The sequence below is a fragment of the Aeromonas sp. S5(2024) genome (assembly GCF_041403025.1).
In the GTDB taxonomy this organism is placed as follows: domain Bacteria; phylum Pseudomonadota; class Gammaproteobacteria; order Enterobacterales; family Aeromonadaceae; genus Aeromonas; species Aeromonas hydrophila.
On record NZ_JBGLRI010000006.1, the window covers coordinates 184,726 to 206,889 of the forward strand.

17 protein-coding genes are annotated in these 22,164 nt (G+C 57.7%); 10 read left to right on the forward strand and 7 right to left on the reverse strand.

Annotated features, from left to right (window positions below; translation table 11 throughout):
* Positions 1 to 322: 322 nt before the first annotated feature.
* Both ACB032_RS13985 and ACB032_RS13990 read right to left on the reverse strand, forming a co-directional pair.
* Entirely contained in the window at positions 323 to 1,357 is a 1,035-nt protein-coding gene (locus tag ACB032_RS13985; RefSeq protein WP_011705194.1) for an OmpA family protein, read from the reverse strand.
* Positions 1,358 to 1,665: 308 nt separating this feature from the next.
* Positions 1,666 to 2,262, reverse strand: coding sequence for a hypothetical protein (locus tag ACB032_RS13990; protein WP_323963373.1), 597 nt, complete (start codon positions 2,260 to 2,262; stop codon positions 1,666 to 1,668).
* A 258-nt stretch (positions 2,263 to 2,520) separates the two neighbouring features.
* Between ACB032_RS13990 and ACB032_RS13995 the strand changes: the two genes are divergently transcribed.
* Complete coding sequence (locus tag ACB032_RS13995; RefSeq protein ID WP_005298604.1) at positions 2,521 to 2,787, forward strand: DNA-binding transcriptional regulator; 267 nt, start codon at positions 2,521 to 2,523, stop codon at positions 2,785 to 2,787.
* 205 nt (positions 2,788 to 2,992) lie between these two features.
* Entirely contained in the window at positions 2,993 to 4,354 is a 1,362-nt protein-coding gene (locus ACB032_RS14000) for a sodium-dependent transporter (RefSeq protein ID WP_044799479.1), read from the forward strand.
* Positions 4,355 to 4,440: 86 nt separating this feature from the next.
* Here the strand turns inward: ACB032_RS14000 and ACB032_RS14005 are convergent, their stop codons facing one another.
* Both ACB032_RS14005 and ACB032_RS14010 read right to left on the reverse strand, forming a co-directional pair.
* Positions 4,441 to 5,307: a patatin-like phospholipase family protein gene (locus tag ACB032_RS14005; RefSeq protein WP_371138127.1), complete on the reverse strand. Its 867-nt coding sequence runs from the start codon at positions 5,305 to 5,307 to the stop codon at positions 4,441 to 4,443.
* A gap of 33 nt (positions 5,308 to 5,340) precedes the next feature.
* A complete protein-coding gene (locus ACB032_RS14010; RefSeq protein ID WP_371138128.1) occupies positions 5,341 to 6,894 on the reverse strand; it encodes a diguanylate cyclase in 1,554 nt (517 codons plus the stop codon).
* Positions 6,895 to 7,102: 208 nt separating this feature from the next.
* Between ACB032_RS14010 and ACB032_RS14015 the strand changes: the two genes are divergently transcribed.
* The 4 genes from ACB032_RS14015 (at position 7,103) to ACB032_RS14030 (ending at position 14,300) form a co-directional block, all read left to right on the forward strand.
* Positions 7,103 to 8,152 (forward strand): efflux RND transporter periplasmic adaptor subunit, encoded by a 1,050-nt coding sequence (locus ACB032_RS14015; protein WP_024944721.1) that lies wholly within the window; start codon positions 7,103 to 7,105, stop codon positions 8,150 to 8,152.
* The gene (locus ACB032_RS14020; RefSeq protein ID WP_371138129.1) at positions 8,152 to 11,271 is read left to right on the forward strand and encodes an efflux RND transporter permease subunit; all 3,120 of its coding nucleotides are present in this window, start codon (positions 8,152 to 8,154) and stop codon (positions 11,269 to 11,271) included. The genes ACB032_RS14015 and ACB032_RS14020 overlap by 1 nt, the downstream gene beginning before the upstream one ends.
* Positions 11,272 to 11,364: 93 nt before the next feature.
* Positions 11,365 to 11,733, forward strand: coding sequence for a hypothetical protein (locus ACB032_RS14025; protein ID WP_011705202.1), 369 nt, complete (start codon positions 11,365 to 11,367; stop codon positions 11,731 to 11,733).
* A 137-nt stretch (positions 11,734 to 11,870) separates the two neighbouring features.
* Positions 11,871 to 14,300 carry a YgiQ family radical SAM protein gene (locus tag ACB032_RS14030; protein WP_371138130.1) on the forward strand — a complete coding sequence of 810 codons (2,430 nt, stop codon included), beginning with the start codon at positions 11,871 to 11,873 and terminating at the stop codon, positions 14,298 to 14,300.
* Positions 14,301 to 14,416: 116 nt separating this feature from the next.
* Here ACB032_RS14030 and ACB032_RS14035 read toward each other — a convergent pair whose 3' ends face one another.
* The gene (locus tag ACB032_RS14035) at positions 14,417 to 17,683 is read right to left on the reverse strand and encodes a hypothetical protein (RefSeq protein WP_371138131.1); all 3,267 of its coding nucleotides are present in this window, start codon (positions 17,681 to 17,683) and stop codon (positions 14,417 to 14,419) included.
* Positions 17,684 to 17,992: 309 nt separating this feature from the next.
* Here ACB032_RS14035 and ACB032_RS14040 point away from each other — a divergent pair, with 309 nt between their 5' ends.
* Complete coding sequence (locus tag ACB032_RS14040; protein WP_371138132.1) at positions 17,993 to 18,208, forward strand: hypothetical protein; 216 nt, start codon at positions 17,993 to 17,995, stop codon at positions 18,206 to 18,208.
* A gap of 76 nt (positions 18,209 to 18,284) precedes the next feature.
* On the opposite strand, the gene ACB032_RS14045 is transcribed toward ACB032_RS14040, so the two are convergent.
* The gene (locus ACB032_RS14045) at positions 18,285 to 18,719 is read right to left on the reverse strand and encodes a hypothetical protein (RefSeq protein ID WP_371138133.1); all 435 of its coding nucleotides are present in this window, start codon (positions 18,717 to 18,719) and stop codon (positions 18,285 to 18,287) included.
* Complete coding sequence (locus ACB032_RS14050; protein ID WP_371138134.1) at positions 18,716 to 19,249, reverse strand: DinB family protein; 534 nt, start codon at positions 19,247 to 19,249, stop codon at positions 18,716 to 18,718. Before ACB032_RS14050 ends, ACB032_RS14045 begins: the two co-directional genes overlap by 4 nt.
* 187 nt (positions 19,250 to 19,436) lie before the next feature.
* Between ACB032_RS14050 and ACB032_RS14055 the strand changes: the two genes are divergently transcribed.
* The 3 genes from ACB032_RS14055 to aqpZ all read left to right on the forward strand — a co-directional run bounded on the left by ACB032_RS14055 (position 19,437) and on the right by aqpZ (position 22,152).
* Positions 19,437 to 20,345, forward strand: a complete 909-nt coding sequence (locus ACB032_RS14055; RefSeq protein ID WP_371138135.1) for a Gfo/Idh/MocA family protein — start codon at positions 19,437 to 19,439, stop codon at positions 20,343 to 20,345.
* A 273-nt stretch (positions 20,346 to 20,618) separates the two neighbouring features.
* Positions 20,619 to 21,140, forward strand: coding sequence for a crossover junction endodeoxyribonuclease RuvC (gene ruvC / locus ACB032_RS14060; protein ID WP_005298649.1), 522 nt, complete (start codon positions 20,619 to 20,621; stop codon positions 21,138 to 21,140).
* 325 nt (positions 21,141 to 21,465) lie between these two features.
* Positions 21,466 to 22,152: an aquaporin Z gene (gene aqpZ, locus ACB032_RS14065; RefSeq protein ID WP_371138136.1), complete on the forward strand. Its 687-nt coding sequence runs from the start codon at positions 21,466 to 21,468 to the stop codon at positions 22,150 to 22,152.
* Positions 22,153 to 22,164 lie beyond the last annotated feature (12 nt).

Consider the following 22,164-nt stretch of genomic DNA (forward strand, 5'->3'; position numbering starts at 1 on the left):
CTGAATGAAAAAAGAGATGGTTCCTGGATACTCACGAAGCCTTGGCTCCATGGACAACTAACCGGGCCGGAAGCACTTTTAATAGTTCATCCAATGCCTTACAAGCGGAGTTACTGTATTCTTTTGACTCGCGTTGATCAAGTTTCTGTACAGATATCCAGCGCTGGCGCGGCTCTGCACGGGGGGCTAGAAAACTGGCGGAGGGAAATGATTTGACAGAAAGTGACGCGTCTTGCTGTGTTTTTGGTCAGTTGGCGGCGGGGAGATAAACAAAAGGGGATGCCGTGGCATCCCCTTTTCGCATCATCTGAACGGAGTCAGATTACTTCTGAACTTCTTGTACGCCGGATACGCGAACTTCAACGCGACGGTCCGGAGCCAGGCAGGAGATCAGCTGAGCTTTGGCTTTCACGCCGTTACACTTGGTGCCGGTGACCGGGTTGGCTTCGCCACGACCTTCAACAGCAACCTTGCTGGCGGCCATGCCTTTGCTGACCAGGAAGTTGGCAACAGTGCGAGCGCGGGCTTCGGACAGCTTCTGGTTGTAAGCGTCGGAACCGATGCGGTCGGTGTAACCAACGACAACAGCGTTGCCATCTTTCGGCTGGAATTCAACGATTTGCTGGTACAGACCGTTCAGGGCAGCAACGCCTTCCGGCTTCAGGCTGTCTTTGCCAAAGGCAAACAGCACGTCGGAGTTCAGGGCGAAGTTCTTCTCGACAACCTGCGGAGCCGGAGCCGGCGCTTCTTCAACAACCGGGGCCGGAGCCGGGGCTACGTAGGAAGTGCGGAACGGGTGGTATACGGCTTCCAGGGTCGCAACGCTCTGGTTAGACTTGTAGCGTACGTCGTCCGGGGCATCGCCTGCGTGCAGGTCAGCCACGTCCCACATGTAGCGGTAACGAGCTTGCAGATCCAGCGCGTCGTTAACCTTGTAGGTCACGCCCAGGCCGGCCAGCGGGGATACTTTGGTGTCGCTGGTGCCCAGACCGTCGGTGTGAGCCCAGTAGGCGCCGCCTTCAGCGAAGGCAGAGAAGTCGCCGCCCAGCGGCAGACGAGCGATACCGGACAGGGTGGCACCCTGGTTCTCGTAACGCAGACCGTCGGTGTTGCCGCGGCCAGCGTACTGGTAGCCGAACTCGGTACCGAAGTTTTCGGTGAAGTTGTAACCGACGAAGGCGTTGGCAGCAGCAGCGTCTTCAGTACCAGCGTAACCGCCACCACCAATCTTGTTCAGACCGTTGAAGTGGGCAGCACCGGCACCGGCACCGAAGTAGATGTCGTCAGCGGCGTGAGCTGCAGTTGCACCCATGGCAGCCATGGCGATGGCGATCAGGGAAGGAGCCATTTTCATCATAAAAAAATCCTCGTTGAGATGGCACGTTGTTCACGTGCTTCGCACTTTTTAATTTATGTAAGCTGCAGGCTCTGCCGAACAACAGCGTTGAGTCTGGCAGGGATCCCGGATCCATCCGGGAGGCACACATTCCTGGTGCACAAGCGAGCGGGTGGCAGCGTAAGCAATGCCTTCAACCCTTCACGAACAGCCGATGTCATTCCGATGACGTGGCGCACTCTATGCCGATTTCAAAACATGATCAAGCTCACACATAATCCATATGGCAAATTGTGTCGTGTGGATAACTGGCTGTTTATCCAAATTAATTAGTGATCCAAATAGGCTCGGTGCAGTCTCTTCTCGAGTTTCATATAGGCCTGAACCCAGTCAGATTGCGCCATGGCGGGAAATTCCCTCGCCTGGAACACGGCCAGGTAATCGGCCTCGGTTGCTTCGCACAGTAAGGGTGTAAAACTGCACAAAAAATGACGGGCCAGGTAGGGATCGAGCGGCCAGATGTTGAGGATGGCCCGCGCCACAGGCTGTACTGCAGCTGAACAGCAAAAATGCAGGTGGCCTGCTTCGAGCCAGTCGGCCATCTCGGCCAGCCCGTTGACGGGGACCAGGCCGCCATCACCCGGCTCTTTGGCCAGTGCCAGATGCTGGCCATTGCCAAGCAGCAGGGTTCCATCTTCCTGCATGACGCCATCGTGACTGCGCAATGGCAGCCCGGTTGCGGGCCGCTCAAGAAACAGGCTGCTCTTGTCATCGAGCGCAGCCAAAACTGCTGCCGCCTGATCGTGCAGTGCGGCGGGCAACCAGAAGGCCTCGGCACGAGTCTGCTGGCCTTGCTGCAGTTGACGAGCGAGTTCTGCGGGGGTGGTGACAGGGTGTAAACAGGAGATTATGCCGGGAAGCGCCATGAGTTCTTACTCTTAAGGGATAGCCGGCGAATTATACGAGTTATTCCTGTGGCAACAATAAAGGTTTCTTTTCGAGACTGTTTACCTGAGGCGGTTGAGCGATTACCATCCCCGATGTTTGCAAGGGTTGTCGTCGAAAGACGCTGATTAAAGATAGAGGCTCGACCATAACGAGTCCGTTCAAAACTGATACACTTGACTACGAGTCGTCGCGAAAAATAAAGGTGGAGTCAATCCGCCGTACGGAGTATGGAACACATGAATTCAAATATCGTAACTGTTGGCAAGAAGATCCGTCAGATCCGTGAAGCGGTCGGCCTGAGCCGTCCCAAGTTTGCAGATCTGCTGGGCGTTCCCCCGACCACCCTGAAGAACTACGAACTGGGTTATCGTGAAGTTGGTGGCGCCTTCCTGGTGGCACTGGCTCATCACCCGGAACTGCACAAGTTCACCCTCTGGCTGCTGGCTGACAAAAAAGTCGCCGAAATCGGTCAGATCGGCCCGGACGATATTGCCAAGGCTTGATTTGATTGAGCTTTGACAAAAATGCCGCCATCGAGGCGGCATTTTTTTATCCATCAAATAACCCACTAAATTAATTAAATTTGGCCAATTGTGCTCTCACCAAGGCTTTTCACGAAAATACCTTGGCAAGCCGGATTAATCCTCAGAAAATTCTGACCGCTAAAATTAGCGGTATCCCTCGCATGATGCGCACAGTGAGACAAGCATGAGTCAAATCACCCCCAAGGCCAGAGATGGCTTTACCAGCAAATTCGGCGTCCTTGCCGCCACCCTGGGCTCAGCCGTCGGGCTGGGAAATATCTGGAAGTTTCCCTACCTGACGGGCGAAAACGGCGGCGCCGGTTTCCTGCTGGTCTATGTCATCGCGACGCTGCTGGTTGGCCTGCCGGTGATGATCTCCGAGATCATGCTGGGGCGCAAAGGCAAGTCCGATGCCGTCACCACCCTCAGCAAGCTGGCCCCCAAGGGGCAGCCCTGGTGGTTGATCGCGGCAATGGGGGTGCTGGCCGCCTTCCTTATCATGTCCTTCTATTCCGAGGTGGCGGCCTGGGTCTTTGCCTACATCTTCAAGGCCGTTGACGGCTCCATCCTGTCGACCGATCCCAAGGTGACCGGGGCGGCCTTCGGGGCGCTGATAAGCGACCCGCTGCAGAGCCTGCTCTGGCAGTGGCTGGTGCTGGCCCTGATGGGCGGCATCCTGCTGATGGGGGTCTCCAAGGGGATCGAGGCGGTGACCAAGAAGTTGATGCCGGTGCTCTTTATCCTGTTGCTTGTTATCGGCATCCGCAGTCTGACCCTGCCGGGTGCGAGCCAGGGGCTGCATTTTCTGTTCTCACCGGATTTTTCCAAGATAACGGCCGGGGTGGTGCTGACCGCCATGGGGCTGGCCTTCTTCAAGCTCTCCATCGGCATGGGTTGCATGATGACCTATGGCAGCTACTTTCGGGATGATCAGAACATCCCGCTGACCACCTTCCGGGTGATGTGCGCCGACCTGTTCGTCTCCATGCTGGCCGGCATCGCCATCTTCCCGGCGGTATTCGCCTTCGGTTTTGAGCCCACTGCCGGTCCCTCCCTGCTGTTCATCACCATTCCGGCGGTCTTCGCCAGCATTCCGTTCGGCCACCTGTTCATGGTGCTGTTCTTCGTGCTCTCCGCCATCGCCGCCACCGGCGCCATGCTCTCGATTCTGGAAGTGCCAGTCTCGGTGGTGTCAGAGCGATTTGGCATGAGCCGCCCCAAGGCGACCCTGCTCAACCTGCTGGTGCTGGGGGCGGTGGGGTCGACCTGTGCGCTCTCCAACAGCTCGCTGGCGGAGGTTCATATCGCCGGCAAGACCTTCTTCGACCTGTTCGATTTCGTCTCCTCCAACGTATTGATGCCTCTTGGCGGCATCTTCCTCTGCCTGTTCGTGGGCTGGGTGTGGGGCTTCGAGCGGATGAAGGAGGCGCTGACCAACGGTGGCGAGCTGGAGCTGGCGATCCTCAAGCCGCTGTTCTTCATCATCCGTTACGTGTCGCCGCTGCTGATCCTGATCGTGATGCTCAAAGGGTTGGGGCTGTTCTAGCCAGCAGTGCTGGGGTCACCGTTCCCACAGCAAAAGAGCGCCGCAAGGCGCTCTTTTTGTTGGTAATGACGATCCGGTGAACCGTACTAGAGCACACCGAGGCGGCCGAGTTCGTCCTTGAGCTGGTCGAGGCTGCGCTCGACGCAGGCTTCGCCCTCGTTGATGGCATCGCTGGCGCGGTGGAAATCCATGATGGAGAAGCTGCCAAGGCGCGGGCATAGCTGGATTTCGGGCGGGTCGCCGGCCATCCGGGCGCGGGTGATGCGCTCCTGCATGATGTTGATGGAGCCGGTCATCACGCTCCACATGCCCGGCGTGTTGGGGCTGTCGCCCCGGTTGAACCACTGGCTGAAGCGGTTGCCGCCGCTCGGTTCATCCGGCTCGTCGGTCCAGGGCTGGTGCATGTCGGCGTTGAGGTTGACGGCGATCACCACCTCGGCCCCCATGGCGCGGGCCAGCGAGATGGGCACCGGGTTGACCACGGCGCCGTCCACCAGCCAGCGATCCTCGACCCGGGTCGGGGTCAGGATGCCGGGCATGCCGCAGGAGGCACGCACGCACTGGCGCAGCGGCCCCTGCTGCAGCCAGATCTCGCGGCCGGTATCGAGCTCGGTGGCGACGCAGGCAAAGGGGAGCGGCAGCGTTTCGATGGCGGGATCGCCGAGGTGGTTGGCGGCGATGCCGAACACCTTCTCGCCGCGAAACAGGCCGCCGGAGAGGGCCGGGTCGAGCAGGCTGACCACCTGCAAGCGGCTGAAGCCGCGTACCCAGCTCTCCAATTTATCCAGTTCACCGGCGGCATAGGCGGCGCCGACAAAGCTGCCGATGGAGCATCCCGCCACCAGATCCGGTTTGACGCCGAGCCGCTCCAGCGCCCGTATGATGCCGATGTGTGCCCATCCACGGGCCGCGCCGCTGCCAAGAGCCAGTCCCACACGGGGTTTTCGTGCCACTTTGTCTCTCCAGGAGTGAGTGAGAACGCCAGCTTACCCGCAGTTGCCGGCGCCGTCATCCTGCCAGCGTTCGCTGCGATTGCGACCGTTGGCCTTGGCCTGATAGAGCGCCACGTCGGCCCGCCGAATGGCCTCCTGCAACTGGGTATCGGTAGTGCTGTGGTGGTAACCCAGGCTGACGGTCACCGCCAGGGCCGGCGCCAGCTCCTGCCAGGGGTGGCGGGCGATGCGCAGACGCAGCTGCTCGGTCAGCTGGTCGAGTGGTTCGCCCCCTTTGGCCGCCAGCAGCAGAAACTCCTCGCCGCCCCAGCGGATCAGGGCGTCGTCCCGGCGCAGGTGCTGCTGGCACAGGCGCACCAGCTGGATCAGCACCTGATCGCCCACCTCGTGGCCAAAGCGGTCGTTGACCTGCTTGAAGTGATCGCAGTCGAACATGATCACCCCGACGCTGCCCCCGCGCTGCTGATGGCGGCGCTCAAACTCATCGAAGTAGTGGCGGTTGAAGGCACCGGTCAGGGCATCGTGGCGAGAGAGGTAGTCCAGCTGCCGGTTCAGGCGGAGGGACTTGAGATTGGCAAGCACGGCCCAGGCCATGAAGAACAGGGCGATCAGGGTCGGGGCGGACTGGCAGAGCAGGGCCCACAGCAGCGAGGACAGGGGGATGCGGTGAAGCAGGGTGAGCTCGGTGTCAGGAATGGCGTACTGGAACTGAAACGCCCCCTGCTGCCAGCGGTAGCCATCCCGAGCCTTTGACGGCTTTGGGACGAAGTCGACCTCCTGATTGCTGCTGGCGAGGATCTGCTGATGCTGGTTGACCAGAAACAGGGTACCGATACCTGGAGTAGATTCGCGCAGCAGCTGCTCCAGCCGGGAGAGCAGCACGTCGATGCTGATGACGCCCACCAGCACCTGATCCTTCACGATGGGTTGTGACAGGGTGATCATCTGGCCCGCGCCGGCAAAGTCCTCGTAGGGGCGCGAGACGGTGGCGTGCAGGCTCTTCTCCTTCTGTTTCAGGGCATCCTGCCAGTAGGACTTGAGATAGATGTTGCGCTGAAAGTGAAACTGGCTGGCGGGGACCCAGGGGTAGAGATAGACGAAATCATCGACCCCGGTGAAGTAGAGCCAGCCGACCTTGTCCCCCAGCAGCTTGCTGGCGGTGGAGAGCAGGGGGGAGAGGCTCAGCGCCAGGTGCAACCTGGCGGCACGTGGGCTGCCGGGGGCCGGCAGCGGCCCCAGTCCGGTCAGGTTGCCGCTCAGCCCCTTGGGCAGATTGGCAGGCACCCGATCCAGCGCAAAACCCTGGTCACCATTCTCCCGCAGGGCGCCGTAGAGCTGCTGGGTGAGGGCGGATTGCGGGTTGCTGCGCAGCCGCTCCTCTGCCTGACCGCGCATGGCCTCGAGAAAGGTTTCCATCTGCTGAAACTGGGATTTCAGACGGGAGGCAGTGCTGAGGGTGTCGCTCTGATAATGGTCGGTGACCTGGGTCAGGGTCAGCTTGAGCGTGATGGCCAGCAGCAGGGCGACGAAGGCGCAGAGCAGCCATTGCAGACGATAGGTAACAAAATGAGATCTGGGTTCAGGCATAGGCGTTAGGCGGGATCCGGACAGGTTCGGAGCATCAGTTTAGGGCACAATCGTGAAGCCCGTCTTCTGCTACTGCTATTTCAATCAAATATCGCCGTTTCTGTTACGTTTTGTCACATTTATACATAGTCACGGCATAGTCAGGGGGTAACATGGTGACCATCATTGATGAAGAGCCCTCTTTTCTCTTAATTTCATGGATTGCTTGATGAAAATGCGTATATGGCTGGTGCTTGCCTGCCTCTCTCTGCTGATTTCCGCCGGCTGGTATTACCGCCACTCCGCCCCTGCCGGCAAACCCCAGCCACGTCAGGTCAACATCAGGGCGCAGACGGTCAGCCAGAGCCTGGCCGAGCCCTCCATCAAGCTGGTGAGCAAGCTGGCCGCCAACCGCTCCGTGGTGATAAGCCCGGAGGTGACCGGCCGCATCGTCAAGATCGCGGTGCGCTCCGGCCAGCAGGTCAAGCAGGGGGATGTGCTGATCGCCCTCGACGCCGGCAAGCAGCAGGCGGAGCTGGCCGAGCAGAGCGCCAGCGTGCGCGACGAGAGCCGCAAGCTGCGGGACATGCGCCGGCTGGTGGCGCGCGGTGCCATCACCACCTCGGAGCTGGAAGGGCAGGAGGCCACGGTCGCCCAGGCTCAGGCCCGCGCCGATGCCGCCAAGTACGAGCTCTCCCTGCGCACCCTGCTGGCGCCGTTCGACGGCTCGGTCAGCCTCATCGATCTGAGCGAAGGGGCCCTGGTCAACAGCGGCGACACCCTGCTCCACCTGGACGAGCTGGCCAAGCTGCGGCTCGATCTGGCGGTGCCTGAGCGCTACCTCTCGCTGCTGCGCCCCGGCATGGCGGTGACGGCGACCAGTTCGGCCTGGCCGGATCAATCTTTCCGCGGCGTGCTAGAGACGCTGGACAGCCGCGTCTCCAACGATACCCAGAACATCAAGGCGCGGGTGATCATCCCCAATCCTGACGGCCAGCTGCGCCCCGGCATGCTGCTCAACGTCGAGCTCTCCCTGCCGCCACAGAAGATGACCCTGATCCCCGCCCAGTCGGTGGAGTATGCCGGCGAGCAGCGCTTCGTCTATCGTCTCGAACCCAATGGCAAGGTCAAGCGGGTGCCGGTGGTGCTGGGGGATACCCATGGCGAAGAGGTGTGGGTGACCGAAGGACTCAAGGTGGGCGATCGCATCGTGGTCGAGGGGCTGGTCAACCTGCGTGACGGCGTCAGCGTGCACGATCTGGCGGAGGTTAAAGGCTGATGTGGCTCTCCGATATCTCTGTCCGCCGCCCGCTGGTGGCGGTGGTGCTGAGCGCGCTGCTCACCGTGTTCGGTCTGGTGGCGTTTTCCAAGCTGACGGTGCGGGAGATGCCGGACGTGCAGACCCCGTCCGTCTCCATCACCACCATGTACGAGGGGGCCGCCCCCGCCGTCATGGAGAGCCAGGTCACCAAGCCCATCGAGGATCAGCTCTCCGGCATCAGCGGCATCAAGAACATCAACTCGGTGACCCGCAAGGGGCGCTCTGTCATCACGGTGGAGTTCAAGCTCGGCTGGAACATGGTGGAGGGGATTTCCGATGTGCGCGATGCCATTTCCCGCGCCCGCCCCAAGCTGCCGGACGAGGTGGATGAACCCCTGGTCACCAAGGACAACGGCAACGGTGACGTGGCGGTCTGGCTCAACTTCAGCAGCACCCAGATGGACCGCACCGCCATGACCGACTACGCCAACCGGGTACTGGTGGATCCCCTAAGCCTGGTGGACGGGGTGAGCGAGGTGTCGCTCTCCGGCGATCTGACCCAGGTGATGTACGTGCGGCTGCGCCCATCCGACATGGCGGCGCGCGGCGTCACGGTGGCGGACGTGCAGGACGCCCTCAAGCGCGAGAACATCGAGCTGCCGGGCGGCGAGATCCGCAACAACAGCATGACCATGGCGGTGCAGATCGCCCGGCTCTATCACACCGCCGCCGATTTCCAGGCGCTGCAGGTGCGCACCGCCGCCAATGGCCAGAGCATCTACTTGGCGGATATCGCCGACGTGGAGGTGGGGGCCAAGAACGAAGACAGCGCCTACCAGCGCAACGGTCGTGAGAGTTTGGGGATCGGCATCGTCGCCCAGTCCACCGCCAACCCGCTGGCGGTGGCGCAGGGGGTCGAGCAGAAGATGGCCGAGATGCAGCGTTTCCTGCCGGAGGGGGCAACGCTGGAGGTCGACTACGACTCCACCATCTTCATCAAGCAGGCCATCGACGAGGTGTACGAAACGCTCGCCATCTGCGCCGTGCTGGTGGTGGCCGTGCTCTACCTGTTCTTGGGACAGGGACGCACCACTCTCATTCCGGCCATCACGGTGCCGGTCTCCCTTATCTCCGCCTTTATCGGTGCCTGGTATCTGGGCTTTTCCATCAACCTCATCACCTTGCTGGCGCTCATTCTCGCCATCGGTCTGGTAGTGGATGACGCCATCGTGGTGGTGGAGAACATTCACCACCATCTGCAGCGCGGCGAACCGCCCCTGCTGGCCGCCTGGCACGGCACCCGCGAGGTGGGCTTTGCGGTGATCGCCACCACCGCCGTGCTGGTGATGGTGTTCGTGCCCATCGCCTTCATGGATGGCATGGTGGGCCGGCTCTTTACCGAGTTCGCCATCCTGCTGTCGCTGGCGGTGCTCTTCTCGTCGCTGATCGCGCTCACCCTGACCCCGGCCATGGGCTCCTGGCTGATGCGCTCGGTGGATCGGCCCAACCGGCTGACGGCGGCGCTCGATCGCGGCCTCGGCTGGGTGGAGACCCACTACCGCCGGCTGCTCGGCTGGATGCTGCACCATTCGCGCTGGACCCCGCTGGTGCTGGTGCTCTGCCTAGGCGGCATCGGCGCCCTGTTTGCCCAGTTGCCTACCAGCCTGACCCCGACCGAGGATCGGGGCGTGCTCTACGTGTTCGTCAAGGGGGCCGAGGGCACCAGCATCGAGCGGATGAAGCGCAACATGCAGCAGGTGGAGGCGGCCATCATGCCGCTGCTCGGCAAGGGGGTGGTGCAGGCCATGAGCTTCAGCACCCCGGCCTTCGGCCGCGGCGGCGATCAGACCGGCATGGCGATCATCCAGCTCACCGACTGGGCCGAGCGGGATGAGACCGCCACCGAGTTCGCCAAATCCCTGAGCGGGCGGCTGGCCGGCATTCCGGACGTGATGATCCGCACCTTCCAGCCGGGCTTTCGCGGCGGCTCCACCGCGTCGGTGCAGTTCGTGCTGCAGGGCTCCGATTACGCCGAGCTCTATCAGCAAGGGCTGGCCCTGAAAGAGGCGGCAGCCCAGAGTGGCCTGATGGAAACGCCGGATCTCGACTATGCCGAGAAGACCCCGGAGCTGCAGGTGACCATAGAGCGGGATCGGGCCAACCAGCTCGGCATCCCGGTCTCCACCGTGGCGAGTTCCCTGCAGGCCTTGCTCGGCGGCATCAGCCAGACCACCTATGTCGACAGAGGGGAGGAGTACGATGTCTACCTGCGCGCCAACCAGCGTGACTTCAACGGCGTCTCCGACTTGAGCCGCATCTACCTCAAGGCGGCCAACGGCGAGATGGTGACCCTCTCGACCCTGGCTACCGTCAAGCAGGTGGCGAGCCCGCAGCGGCTCAACCACTACCAGCGTCAGAAGGCAGTGACCCTGACCGCGGATCTCGCGCCGGGCCACACCCTGGGCGAGGCGTTGGATTACCTCGACGGCTGGGCCAGCGCCAACCTGCCAAGCGGCATGACGGTGGATTATGCCGGCGAGTCCAAGGACTATCGCGACAACCAGGGCGAGATGGTGATGGTGTTCGGTCTGGCCCTGCTGGTGGTCTATCTGGTGCTGGTGGCCCAGTTCGAGAGCATGCTGACCCCGGCGGTGGTGATGGTGACGGTGCCGCTCGGTATCTTCGGCGGCCTGCTTGGCCTCTGGCTGACGGGGCAGGAGATGAGCATCTACAGCCAGATCGGCATGATCATGCTGATCGGCATGGTGACCAAGAACGGCATTCTGATCGTCGAGTTCATCAACCAGTTGCGCCAGCGCGGCGAGGGGTTCGACGAGGCGATCATCGCAGGTTCGGTGCGCCGCTTGCGCCCGATCTTGATGACCTCGCTCACCGCCATCATAGGGGCCGTGCCGCTGATGCTCTCCATGGGGGCGGGGTATGAAAGCCGGATGTCGGTGGGGACCGTGGTCTTCTTCGGGTTATCGCTTGCGACGCTGGTGACCCTGCTGCTGGTGCCCGCCATCTACCATCTGCTGGCCAAGCGGGCCGGCATGACCGGGGCGCGGGATCAACAGGTGGATGAAGCGCTGGCGGCCAGCGAGGCCGCCTCGCAGCGGGACAAACCGGCGGCCTGATGCCTACACCCATATAGGTGAAAAGCACTGCAAGCTGATGGCATCCTCGGGTAAGCGGGTTAATATATAGCCAGTTTAACGTTGAGGTGAGCTATGTTGCCATCAGCCATTTATGAACCGCTGCCCTTTGCCTATATGGGCAGCGGTTTGCTGTTGTTGGGGATTGCCGATCAGCCGGGGCTGTTGCTGGCCGGGTTGGCATTCTATCTGGCCGGTTCGCTGGCCTGGTTTCGACGTGGCGCCTATCGCCGGCCCGACAAGCAGCAGCTGCGAAAGCAGGGCTGGCCGCTGTGGCTCTACGAGAGCCGGCCGTTCGCGCTGATCCTGCTGGGCCTGCTGATGCTGCGCCTGGCCACCCACCCGGTGTTCCTGGCGCCCGCCTTGGTCTGGTGCCTGCTTGGCGGCTATCAGTTGCTGCAGCGCCACTACAACCGCATCGTGCTGGCCCGGGTCCTGGCCTGAGCCGACAATCAACTCGCACTTTTCAGGCGAGCCCCGCTGGCTCGCCTTTTCCGCATCTATCGTAGGGGCAAAAAGCCGTCGCCCCCGCCTTGCTCTGCCGGTATAATGCGCGACCCGAATTGTTCCAGGTGGTCAAAATGCAGCCGGTTACCAACCTCTTCTCCTATCCCCGTTACTGGGCCGAGTGCTACGGCACGGCGCCCTTCCTGCCCATGTCCCGCGCGGAGATGGACAAGCTCGGCTGGGACAGCTGCGACATCGTGCTGGTGACAGGCGACGCCTACGTGGATCACCCGAGCTTCGGCATGGCGGTGATCGGCCGCATGCTCGAATCCCAGGGTTTTCGGGTCGGCATCATCGCCCAGCCGGACTGGTCATCGAAGGATGACTTCATGCGCCTGGGCAAGCCGAACCTCTTCTACGGGGTGACGGCGGGCAACATGGACTCCATGATCAACCGCTACACCGCCGACAAGAAGCTGCGCCACGACGACGCCTACACCCCGGGGGACGTGGGCGGCAAGCGGCCGGACCGCGCCACCCTGGTCTATACCCAGCGCTGCAAAGAAGCCTATAAAGAGGTCCCGGTGGTCATCGGCGGCATCGAGGCATCCCTGCGCCGCATCGCCCACTACGACTACTGGTCCGAGACCATCCGTCGCTCCATCCTGATCGATGCCAAGGCCGACATCCTCATCTACGGCAACGCCGAGCGGCCGTTGATCGAGGTGGCCCACCGCATCGCAGGCGGCGAGACCATCGACACCATGCAGGACATTCGCGGCACCGCCGTCATCCGCAAGGAGCCGCTGCCGGGCTGGCGCGGGGTGGATTCGAGCAAGCTCGACCAGATTGGCCGCATCGATCCCATCCCCAACCCCTATATGGAAGGGGCCCCCTGCTCCGATGACGAGGGCACCGCGCCGGTGGAGCAGGAGGCCAAGCCCATCCTGGTGCAGCCCCCTAAGCAAAAGCCGTGGGAGCTGACCTACGTCAAGCTGCCGGCGTTCGAGCGGGTGAAGGAAGACAAGGTGCTCTACGCCCATGCGTCCCGCATTCTGCACCACGAGACCAACCCGGGCTGTGCCCGCGCGCTCTCTCAGGCGCACGGCGATCGCATCATCTGGGTCAACCCGCCCGCCTTCCCGCTCGAAACCGACGAGATGGACGGGGTGTTCGGCCTGCCGTACCAGCGGGTGCCGCACCCGGCCTATGGCAACGAGAAGATCCCGGCCTACGACATGATCAAGACCTCGGTCAACATCATGCGCGGCTGCTTCGGCGGCTGCTCCTTCTGCTCCATCACCGAGCACGAAGGGCGCATCATCCAGAGCCGCTCGGAAGAGTCGATCTTGAAAGAAATCGAAGAGATCCGCGACAAGGTGCCGGGCTTTACCGGCGTCATCTCGGATCTGGGCGGCCCCACCGCCAACATGTACAAGTTGCGCTGCAAGAGCCCCAAGGCCGAGCAGACCTGTCGGCGCGCCTCCTGCGTCTGGCCGACCATCTGCCCGCACATGGATACCGACCACAGCCCGACCATCAACCTCTATCGCAAGGCGCGCGACCTCAAGGGCATCAAGAAGATCCTGATCGCCTCCGGGGTGCGCTACGACATCGCGGTGGAAGATCCGCGCTACATCAAGGAGCTGGCCAAGTACCACGTCGGTGGCTACCTCAAGATCGCGCCGGAACACACCGAGGAGGGCCCGCTCTCCAAGATGATGAAGCCGGGCATGGGCAGCTACTACAGCTTCAAGGAGCTGTTCGACAAGTACTCCAAAGAGGCGGGCAAGCAGCAGTACCTGATCCCCTACTTCATCTCCGCCCACCCGGGCACCACGGATGAAGACATGGTGAACATGGCGCTCTGGATCAAGTCCAACCGCTTCAAGCTCGATCAGGTGCAGAACTTCTACCCGTCGCCGCTCGCCAACGCCACCACCATGTATTACACCGAGAAAAACCCGCTCAACAAGGTGAGCCGCCAGGGCGGGGACGTGTTCGTGGTGAAAGGGGAGCGTCGCCGTCGCCTGCACAAGGCGCTGCTGCGCTATCACGATCCGGCCGGCTGGCCGATGATCCGCGAAGCCCTGCTGGAGATGGGCAAAGGTCACCTGATCGGCAACGGCCCCGACTGCCTGGTGCCGCCGGAAGGCCGTGGCGAAGCCAAGGCCGAGCGCAGCCGCAGCAAGGGCCTCAAGCCTGCCCTGACCCGCCACAGTGCCATCACCCATCAGCGCAGCAATGGGGCTGGCAACAAGGCCGCCCGCAGCGAGGCCGGTGCAGGGAATGCCCCGGCAGCCAGCAGAAATGGCGGCAAGGCGGGCAATGGTAAACCGGTGGGATCTCAGCTCCAGAAAGGGGCTGGCAACGGCAAGCCCAGTTCACAAGGGGCAGGTCAGGGTGCAGGCCAGAGTGCTGGTAAGAGCAAACCGGTTGGCAAACCCGCCCACAAGGGCAAGGCCCCGACCCGCGCCGGCTCTGCCAAGCCGGGTGCTAAACCTGCCACTCAAGGCGGCAATCCTGTGGCCAAAGGGAATGGCGCCAAGCGACCGGCTCGGTGATATTCCTGATTGGGGAAGTGATAGAAATAAAAAGGCGACCAGATGGTCGCCTTTTTATTAGGAGGGAAATTTAAACTATAACTATCTAATAAGTTATTTTATTTAATGTCATTCTATTAAATGTTTTTTATTTCTGTTTGGATAAATTCCAATTTATCTGAGAAAACAATATCCATCCAATAATTTATAGATAAAATTCCAACATTCTCGACTTCAGATGGTTCGTAATGTACTTCAACATATTGTGATTCATCTACCTTCCCAAACTCAATATATTTGAATGAGTTATGGGATGTCAGGAAACTGCAATTTAAATCCGAGAAATGAATTCTATATACAATAATTTTTCCTATATGGCATATATAATCCATTCCATAACCATCAACAAATGAGATACTAAGTTTTTCAGATGTTTCTTTATTGTATCTGGCTTCGAAAATTAAATTGTTTAATTCTGAGCATCCTGAAAGCAATATGGGGTTATTAATGCTTTTGCTCTGTTCCAAAATATATCTTATATTGTCATCTGCACTATCATAAGATATTGAATTGGATATTTTGCATTGTAGTATCTTTCTTAAGATGTTGGTTTTTATATCATTGTTGGTTAATGTTTTTAACCAATCTTCCTCATTCATAACTCTGTTTGCATCGATGTTCTTAGCGATATTTTCTTTTAAATAGCCATTTATATTCAATTTTAATAGGTTGTTATTTAAACGACTCCCATTGAATTTAACAGATTCAAATAAATTCATCGGGAATTCTGTGGCATAGTCTTTATGTATAATCACTTCGGAACAAACTAAACCTAATTTTATTAGCAGTTCTTCATCAATTTCGGCTTCTGCGACAATTTTATTTTTTCGTTGATTTATTTGAGAAATGACATTTTTAATTGATACTTTAAAGTTGTCTAGATTTTTATTAAATTCTTCTTTAGAGATGAGAAATGTTTTATCTATTGTATCGGAAATACTAATCCACTTATTTAAGTCACGAACAAGAGAGTCTTTATCATGATGGCGAAATATATTTGAAAAAACAACTTCGAAGAATTTATGACTTAGTTGCCATTGGTTATTTGATAATGAAACAGCGATTTCTACATAAGCACTAGTCATGCTATTAACATCATCGCGCCCCCAGCCAGAATAGATACGGCCTGATACTCTTCGCTGCTCATTCACGCGGCTGAAGAGTTCAAGATTTTTAGAAAGCCATGATCCATAACTATCAACACCATAATTTGGATAGTCTCGATGTCTAATATAGGCCATAAGGATATCACTAGCACTAGATATTGACTTCTCCCTATTACGTATTGATCCTGTTGGATGAATAGGATCACCTGAAAGCAGTGCTTTGACAAAACCCCTTAATTTAATATCGTCATTCAAGTTTGGCTTGAGTAGTATATAACAAGCCGTGATTATTCTAAGGTCGAATGCTGCATTTTTAAGTGCGATATAGAATGCTGACTGAAGATTAAAATCACGATTATTCAAAATTGTTATCCATGGCTCTTCATCTTGGTCCTTAAATAAAAAGTTGTGAGTAACCAATTCTGAGATCCACGTATACTCTAAATAGTTCTGATCATAAGATCTGACCGACAGCTTCTCATACCAGTTGTTTAGCATATCAACGCCCCAACCTGTAGCCTCAATATTGTTATATCTCAAAGCTGATATGATCGTATGAGCTGTGAATTCTAGGTGAGTAAGTAATAGGGGCAGTGAATCTTTGAGGTCATCGAGATTTTTGTTTTTAGGCTCAAGATGATCAAGCCAGGACTCCCATGCTCCCATAAAATGAAATAGTACATCCTCATACTTATTAGCTATTCTAATATCTGATGATGATGAACTGTATGATCGCCATTCCATTAATAGCGACCAAGTATAGTAACTTCCTTGAATTAAGGAATGGCCTTCACGATCTACTAATTTTTCTCGACCCCAGAATATACGTTTGTGTAGATAAATAATCTCATCAAAAAAATCAATGTTATCTGGTATTAACTCAACAGCTGATTTTGCGACCTCATAGTATTGAATCATTATTTCGTCTAGATAGCTTCGACTTAAAAAACTTGCCGTAGGCAATAAAATCCAATTGTCATCTTTATTATCATCATAAAAAAAACTTAAGGCGGAAGCTATTTCTATATGCCATTTTACAATGTTTGATAATGAATCTTTAAATTCACTGAAATTTTTCTCTCTAATTGAATCTTTTGTGGTGCCAACAAAACCAAGCATCATCGATGTAAGGCTTTTATCAAGGCTCTCATCGTGTTTTTTTGTTTTAAAACTGAGTTTTATTAATGCTTTTGATAGCCATCCAATTTTCATTCCTGTATATCTAAAAAGAACAAGTTTTCTCTTATTCTTAGTAGTGAAGATAGGTTGCAGAACAAATTTTCTTTCAACGTTTAAATCTATATCTGGCCAAGAGATACCAATATTATTTGTTAGCCATTTGCCAATGTGATGGTTTTTTATAAAGTGAGAAAACTTTATTTTATAGTAATAGTATTGAATGATTTTATTTATTATTGAAAAATAGACATTGCTAACATGGACTTGATCTTTTGAAGATGATGTAATTTCACTATATTTATCATCATTATAGTCATATGTGCTAATTTTAAGGATGTTTTCATTGGGGTTTGCTAAGAGAGGATTTTTAATGCTATTAATTAATAGCAAGGCACGCATTCTATTCCTAATATCAATTTCACATAACTCATGAATTGTGAATCGGATAACTAATCTGTCCCGTTTTGTTTCATCAAGCATTAGAAAAGTAGAAACGAAAAACCAACACGTTAACAGCAGATTGAACGTTAACCAAAGAGCTGTTGCTATACATATTGCCAGATAGGTTGATGTATTAACACCAGCCTTTAAAAAATATCCAACAATAATAAAAATAGAGAGGCTTAGTCCACTCAAACCGGCAAACATAAAGCCAGAGTACATTTGGTATATAGGGAATAATATTTTTTTTGCCGATTTGTTTTGAAATAAAACGCCAACTAAACCTATAACAAGGGGATAAACAACACCAACAATTGTTAGCTGTCCAGCTAGGAACCCATCTTGCCATTCAATGAGATTTTTCCAATTAGGAAGATAAATGATAGCAAGAGGAGCAATCTGACTTTTCCAAAGTAATAAGTTTGAGATTAATAAAGTGGCAAGAATAAACATCAATAGAATATAATAACTATGCTTTTTAGACCAACGTAATACGTTATATTCTAAGAAGCTCCATTTACTAGATAAAAAAGTTTTGTTTTTATAAAGAGTTTCATCAATGTTTTTATGTACTTGATACTCAAGTGAATTTAACAATCTCTCAATTTTCAAAAACACTTAAATACCTCCAGCACCAGATATGCCTCATTGCACTACACCATTAGCATTAAAATCAGTATTAAAATCCAGATAGCCATGGTAAGCCAAACGAAACTGCCTAGGCGAGCCTTAAAATGCTGTAACCATCAAAATCTGATCGCTTTTTTGAGCTGGATCAGCAAATGGATTTATAAGGGGCATATGTAGCTATTCTTACCACCCCCCAAAAAAGATGGCTGTTCCTATTGTGGGAGGCTTTGTTATCTTGCCGGGAATGTGGGCAGGGGCGATAGGCGCTCCTTTATCTCATTCCAACAGGAGCAATAGATGGCAATAAAAACGCGATCCCGCAGGGAGAAGGTGGGCAGCGGCCTTGGGCTGCTGCTCGGGATCATCGGCTCCAATCTGCTGGTGCCTTTTTTGTTTGAAAAGCAGGCGGGTTTTGATGGCAGCCAGATGCTCTGGGCCGCCGTGACGGCGCTGGTCTGCTCCGAGCTGGGGGCCAGAGTGGGCAAGTGGCTGGATTGCCGGGAGCAATCTTGACGGGATCTCCCAGAGTCATCCAGCAAACGGCTGTCACATTGCCATGGGGCAGCAAAGCGTTCCGCTTTATCGCCCCTTATTGCCACACTTCCTGCCCCTTGGCGTTGAGCAGGGTGTGAAAGAGATAGTGATCGTCCCGATCGTAATAGACGGTGAGGGTGTGGCGTTGGGTGTAATCCGCCGCCACGCCGGCCACCGTCATGGGTATCAGGATCAGCTCCCCCAGCCCCATGGTCACGGCGCTTGCCGTGGCTTGACCATTGCCGTCACCGCGCTTGTGGATCTTGCCGAGCACGGTAAAGCGATCGCAGCTCTGCACCTTATCCTCGGTCAGAAAGGCGGCCTGCTGGCAGAGCTGGGGCTCGCCCAGTTCGGCGCGAATGGCCGCGCGGGTCTCCCCCGCGGCCAGGGTGTTGCGAAAGCGCCCCGAGTAGTGATCGATGGCGGCGGCGCAGCCGCTTAGCAGCCAAATCAGCAGCAGCGGTGTGAGCCGCAAACAGGCGCGCTTCATGGACGGGCCCTGCCATCCCCCTGGGGCGCATCGCCCCGCCGCCCAGGTTCACTGCGATGCAAAAAGGTGGTCAGGGTATCGCGTGGCGGCGTGATGCTGCACTGCACCAGGATCCGGCCGATCGCCCCCCTGTGATAACCGCCGTGGGTCACCAGATGCAGCAGCATCTCGGCGCGGCTCATCTGCCCCTGGTCGCCATCCACGAAGTTGAACGAGAGCACGGCCTCGCCATCTGCCTGGCTCAGGCCGGCAACGTACTCCAGATACCAGGCATCCAGCTGGCCGATGGCGCTGCGCAGCATCGCCAGGGTCGGCGTTTCCGGGGTATTGGTGGCGGTAAAGCCGTGGCGTTCCCCCAGCAGATTGGCCTTGAAGATGGCATCGACCACATGGATATGGTTGAAGATGCGCAGGGCGGTGTGATGCGCCTCGCCATCTTGTGCGGCATCCAGGGTGGCGAGGGCATCGAGCAGTTCGCCATCGGCCCAGGCCTTGTAGCGAAACAGCGAGAGGAGGGTTGAGCTTGGCATGGCACTCCTTGGCGCTTCTTGTGTCCAAAAGCGGGCATCTTAGCCAGATGGAGCCAAAAATGACACTCCCCGAGCAGAGGGCGGGGGTGGGCCAGTCATCGGCTGTGTCCGGGTCGGCGGGGATGCTACCCTGTCAGCCGTTGCCGGATAAAACGGCGCCCATAACCCGCCGCCACAAGGAGTCCCCATGCGCATTGCCCTCGTAGGTCTTGGTGATATCGCCCAGAAAGCCTATCTGCCGCTGCTTGCCAGTGACGAGCGAATCACCCCGCTGCTCTGTACCCGCAATTCGGCAGTATTGGACAAGCTGGCCCGTCAGTACCGGATCGCCGAGTGCTTCACCGAGCTGGGCGACTTGTTGGCAAGCCGCCCGGATGCGGTGATGATCCACGCCGCCACCGCGGTGCACCTGGATCTGGCTGCCCAGTGCCTGCGCGCCGGCATCCCCACCTTTGTCGACAAGCCGCTGTGCGACACTCTTGCCGGGGTAGAGGAGCTCGCCAACCTGGCGCTGGCGCAGAACCGTCCTCTGTTTGTTGGCTTTAACCGCCGCTATCTGCCCGCCATGAGCGAAGCCCGCGGCCAGCCGCTCACCGAGCTCAACTGGCAAAAACACCGCCACGCCCTGCCGGGGGCGCCGCGCTCGTTTCTGTTCGACGACTTCATCCATGTGCTCGACAGCCTCTGCTACTACGGCGGTGCACCTGATGGGGATCTGCATGCGGTACTGCGGCGCTGTGCCCGCCAGCCGGCGCTGCTGGCCGGGGTGAGCGTGGCCTGGCAGAGCGGGCAGGTGGCGGTGAGCGGCAGCATGAACCGCAGCGCCGGCCTCACCGAGGAGCGTATCGATGCCTATGGCGACAACCTCTCCCTGCATATCGAGAACTGCACCCGGGGCACCCTGGCCCGCGATAAAACCGTGCAGACCCTGGCCCCCGACGACTGGCAGTCGGTGCTTACCCAACGGGGCTTTGCCGCCATGCTGACCCACTGGTATCAGCAGATTGAGGCGGGGCGGGCCGACGGGGCGCTGATTGAGAGTTACCTGCATGGCCACCGGCTGGCAGAGCAACTGGTCACACTGGCGGGGGAGTGAGGGGGATCGCCGCGCCGGTTTGCCCGGGCCATGGGCGGAGCGGTGGGCGAAAAAATCGCCGGACCACTGTATGAGATGGCGCATCCCTGCGCAGTTGATTGGTGGGGGCGCTGCCGCGCAAGCCAAGCGGGCGCTTGTTTGCTATCTTGGCGGCCATGAACTGCCAGCAGAGCGACAGAGTGTGATGAACCAGCTATTGAAACGGGGTGGCCGGCTGGCTGCCCTTGCCAAACGGGAGCGGATCCCCGCCATGATGGCCAGGGCGGCCCGTCCATGAGCATCATTTTGGGGATAGACCCGGGTTCACGCATCACAGGTTACGGGGTCATTCGCATCGTGGCGGGCAAGGCGGAGTACCTGGGCTCGGGCTGCATCCGCACCGACCTGGGCGAGCTGCCGTCGCGCCTCAAGCAGGTCTATGACGGGGTGAGCGAGATCATCACCCAGTTCAAGCCGGACGAGTTCGCCATCGAGCGGGTCTTTATGGCACGCAACGCGGATTCGGCTTTGAAGCTGGGCCAGGCTCGCGGCAGCGCCATCGTGGCGGCGGTCAATGCCCTGCTGCCGGTGAGCGAATACTCGGCCACCCAGATCAAGCAGGCGGTGGTGGGCACCGGCGGCGCCGCCAAGGAGCAGGTGCAGCACATGGTGACCCACCTGCTCAAGCTCTCGGCCACCCCCCAGGCGGATGCGGCGGATGCCCTCGGGGTGGCGCTCTGCCACTTCCATACCCGCCAGATCCTGATCAAGATGGCCGGGCGCAGCACGGGATCGGTGCGCGGTCGTTACCGCTGAGCCGACATTGCCGGTGTGATACCGGCAATCTCAGGCAAGCGGCCATGTGCCGGCTGGTTGCCCCTCTGGCAGCGGCGGTTGTCGGCAAAAGCCTCAACAGAGTCACAAGCTGTCGCACAGCCTTTCCGCCCCATGTTGCTGCCCACTCGGGCGCTACCGACAATCCTCTCAGTTAATCAACGACTTGTGACAAAGGTCACGTTTTTTGGCCTTCATCGCTTCCCTTCGCTTGCCCGAACGGGACTCCCATAATGTGCGCCGGCCGCGTGGTGCGGCCCGGTGAGCCGCAGGCTCCCGCTTCATCCATCATTGGGAGAGTTGAGAAGTGAAACCTTTTGCAGCTGAATTCATGGGCACCTTCTGGCTGGTGCTGGGGGGCTGCGGCAGCGCCGTGCTGGCCGCCGCCTTTCCGAACGTCGGCATCGGCCTGCTCGGCGTGGCGCTGGCGTTCGGTCTGACCGTGCTGACCATGGCCTATGCCATAGGCCACATTTCAGGTTGCCACCTGAACCCGGCCGTGACCGTGGGGCTCTGGGCCGGCGGTCGTTTCCCGGCCTCCGGCGTGCTGCCCTACATAGTCGCTCAGGTATTGGGCGGGATTGCGGCAGCGGCCGTGCTCTATGTGATCGCCAGCGGTCAGGCCGGGTTTGACTTAAGCGCCGGTTTTGCCTCCAACGGCTATGGCGAGCACTCCCCGGGCGGCTACAGCATGCTGGCGGCGCTGGTGTGTGAAGTGGTGATGACCGGTTTCTTCCTGTTCGTCATCATGGGCGCCACCGACAGCCGGGCCCCGGCCGGCTTTGCTCCCATCGCCATCGGCCTGTGCCTGACCCTCATTCACCTCATCAGCATTCCGGTGACCAACACCTCGGTCAACCCGGCGCGCAGCACGGGCGTGGCCTTCTTCGTAGGGGACTGGGCACTGGGCCAGCTGTGGCTGTTCTGGGTTGCGCCCATCGTCGGTGCCATTCTGGGTGCATTGGCCTATCGCGCGATCGCGACTAAAGCCTGATCCGTCAGGGCA

What these genes read in the sequence shown, in the direction of transcription:
- ACB032_RS13985 (WP_011705194.1), bottom strand. Translation starts at nt 1,357, where the DNA reads ATGATGAAAATGGCTCCTTCCCTGATCGCCATCGCCATGGCTGCCATG.
- ACB032_RS13990 (WP_323963373.1), bottom strand. Translation starts at nt 2,262, where the DNA reads ATGGCGCTTCCCGGCATAATCTCCTGTTTACACCCTGTCACCACCCCC.
- ACB032_RS13995 (WP_005298604.1), top strand. Translation starts at nt 2,521, where the DNA reads ATGAATTCAAATATCGTAACTGTTGGCAAGAAGATCCGTCAGATCCGT.
- ACB032_RS14000 (WP_044799479.1), top strand. Translation starts at nt 2,993, where the DNA reads ATGAGTCAAATCACCCCCAAGGCCAGAGATGGCTTTACCAGCAAATTC.
- ACB032_RS14010 (WP_371138128.1), bottom strand. Translation starts at nt 6,894, where the DNA reads ATGCCTGAACCCAGATCTCATTTTGTTACCTATCGTCTGCAATGGCTG.
- ACB032_RS14015 (WP_024944721.1), top strand. Translation starts at nt 7,103, where the DNA reads ATGAAAATGCGTATATGGCTGGTGCTTGCCTGCCTCTCTCTGCTGATT.
- ACB032_RS14020 (WP_371138129.1), top strand. Translation starts at nt 8,152, where the DNA reads ATGTGGCTCTCCGATATCTCTGTCCGCCGCCCGCTGGTGGCGGTGGTG.
- ACB032_RS14025 (WP_011705202.1), top strand. Translation starts at nt 11,365, where the DNA reads ATGTTGCCATCAGCCATTTATGAACCGCTGCCCTTTGCCTATATGGGC.
- ACB032_RS14030 (WP_371138130.1), top strand. Translation starts at nt 11,871, where the DNA reads ATGCAGCCGGTTACCAACCTCTTCTCCTATCCCCGTTACTGGGCCGAG.
- ACB032_RS14040 (WP_371138132.1), top strand. Translation starts at nt 17,993, where the DNA reads ATGGCAATAAAAACGCGATCCCGCAGGGAGAAGGTGGGCAGCGGCCTT.
- ACB032_RS14045 (WP_371138133.1), bottom strand. Translation starts at nt 18,719, where the DNA reads ATGAAGCGCGCCTGTTTGCGGCTCACACCGCTGCTGCTGATTTGGCTG.
- ACB032_RS14050 (WP_371138134.1), bottom strand. Translation starts at nt 19,249, where the DNA reads ATGCCAAGCTCAACCCTCCTCTCGCTGTTTCGCTACAAGGCCTGGGCC.
- ACB032_RS14055 (WP_371138135.1), top strand. Translation starts at nt 19,437, where the DNA reads ATGCGCATTGCCCTCGTAGGTCTTGGTGATATCGCCCAGAAAGCCTAT.
- ruvC (WP_005298649.1), top strand. Translation starts at nt 20,619, where the DNA reads ATGAGCATCATTTTGGGGATAGACCCGGGTTCACGCATCACAGGTTAC.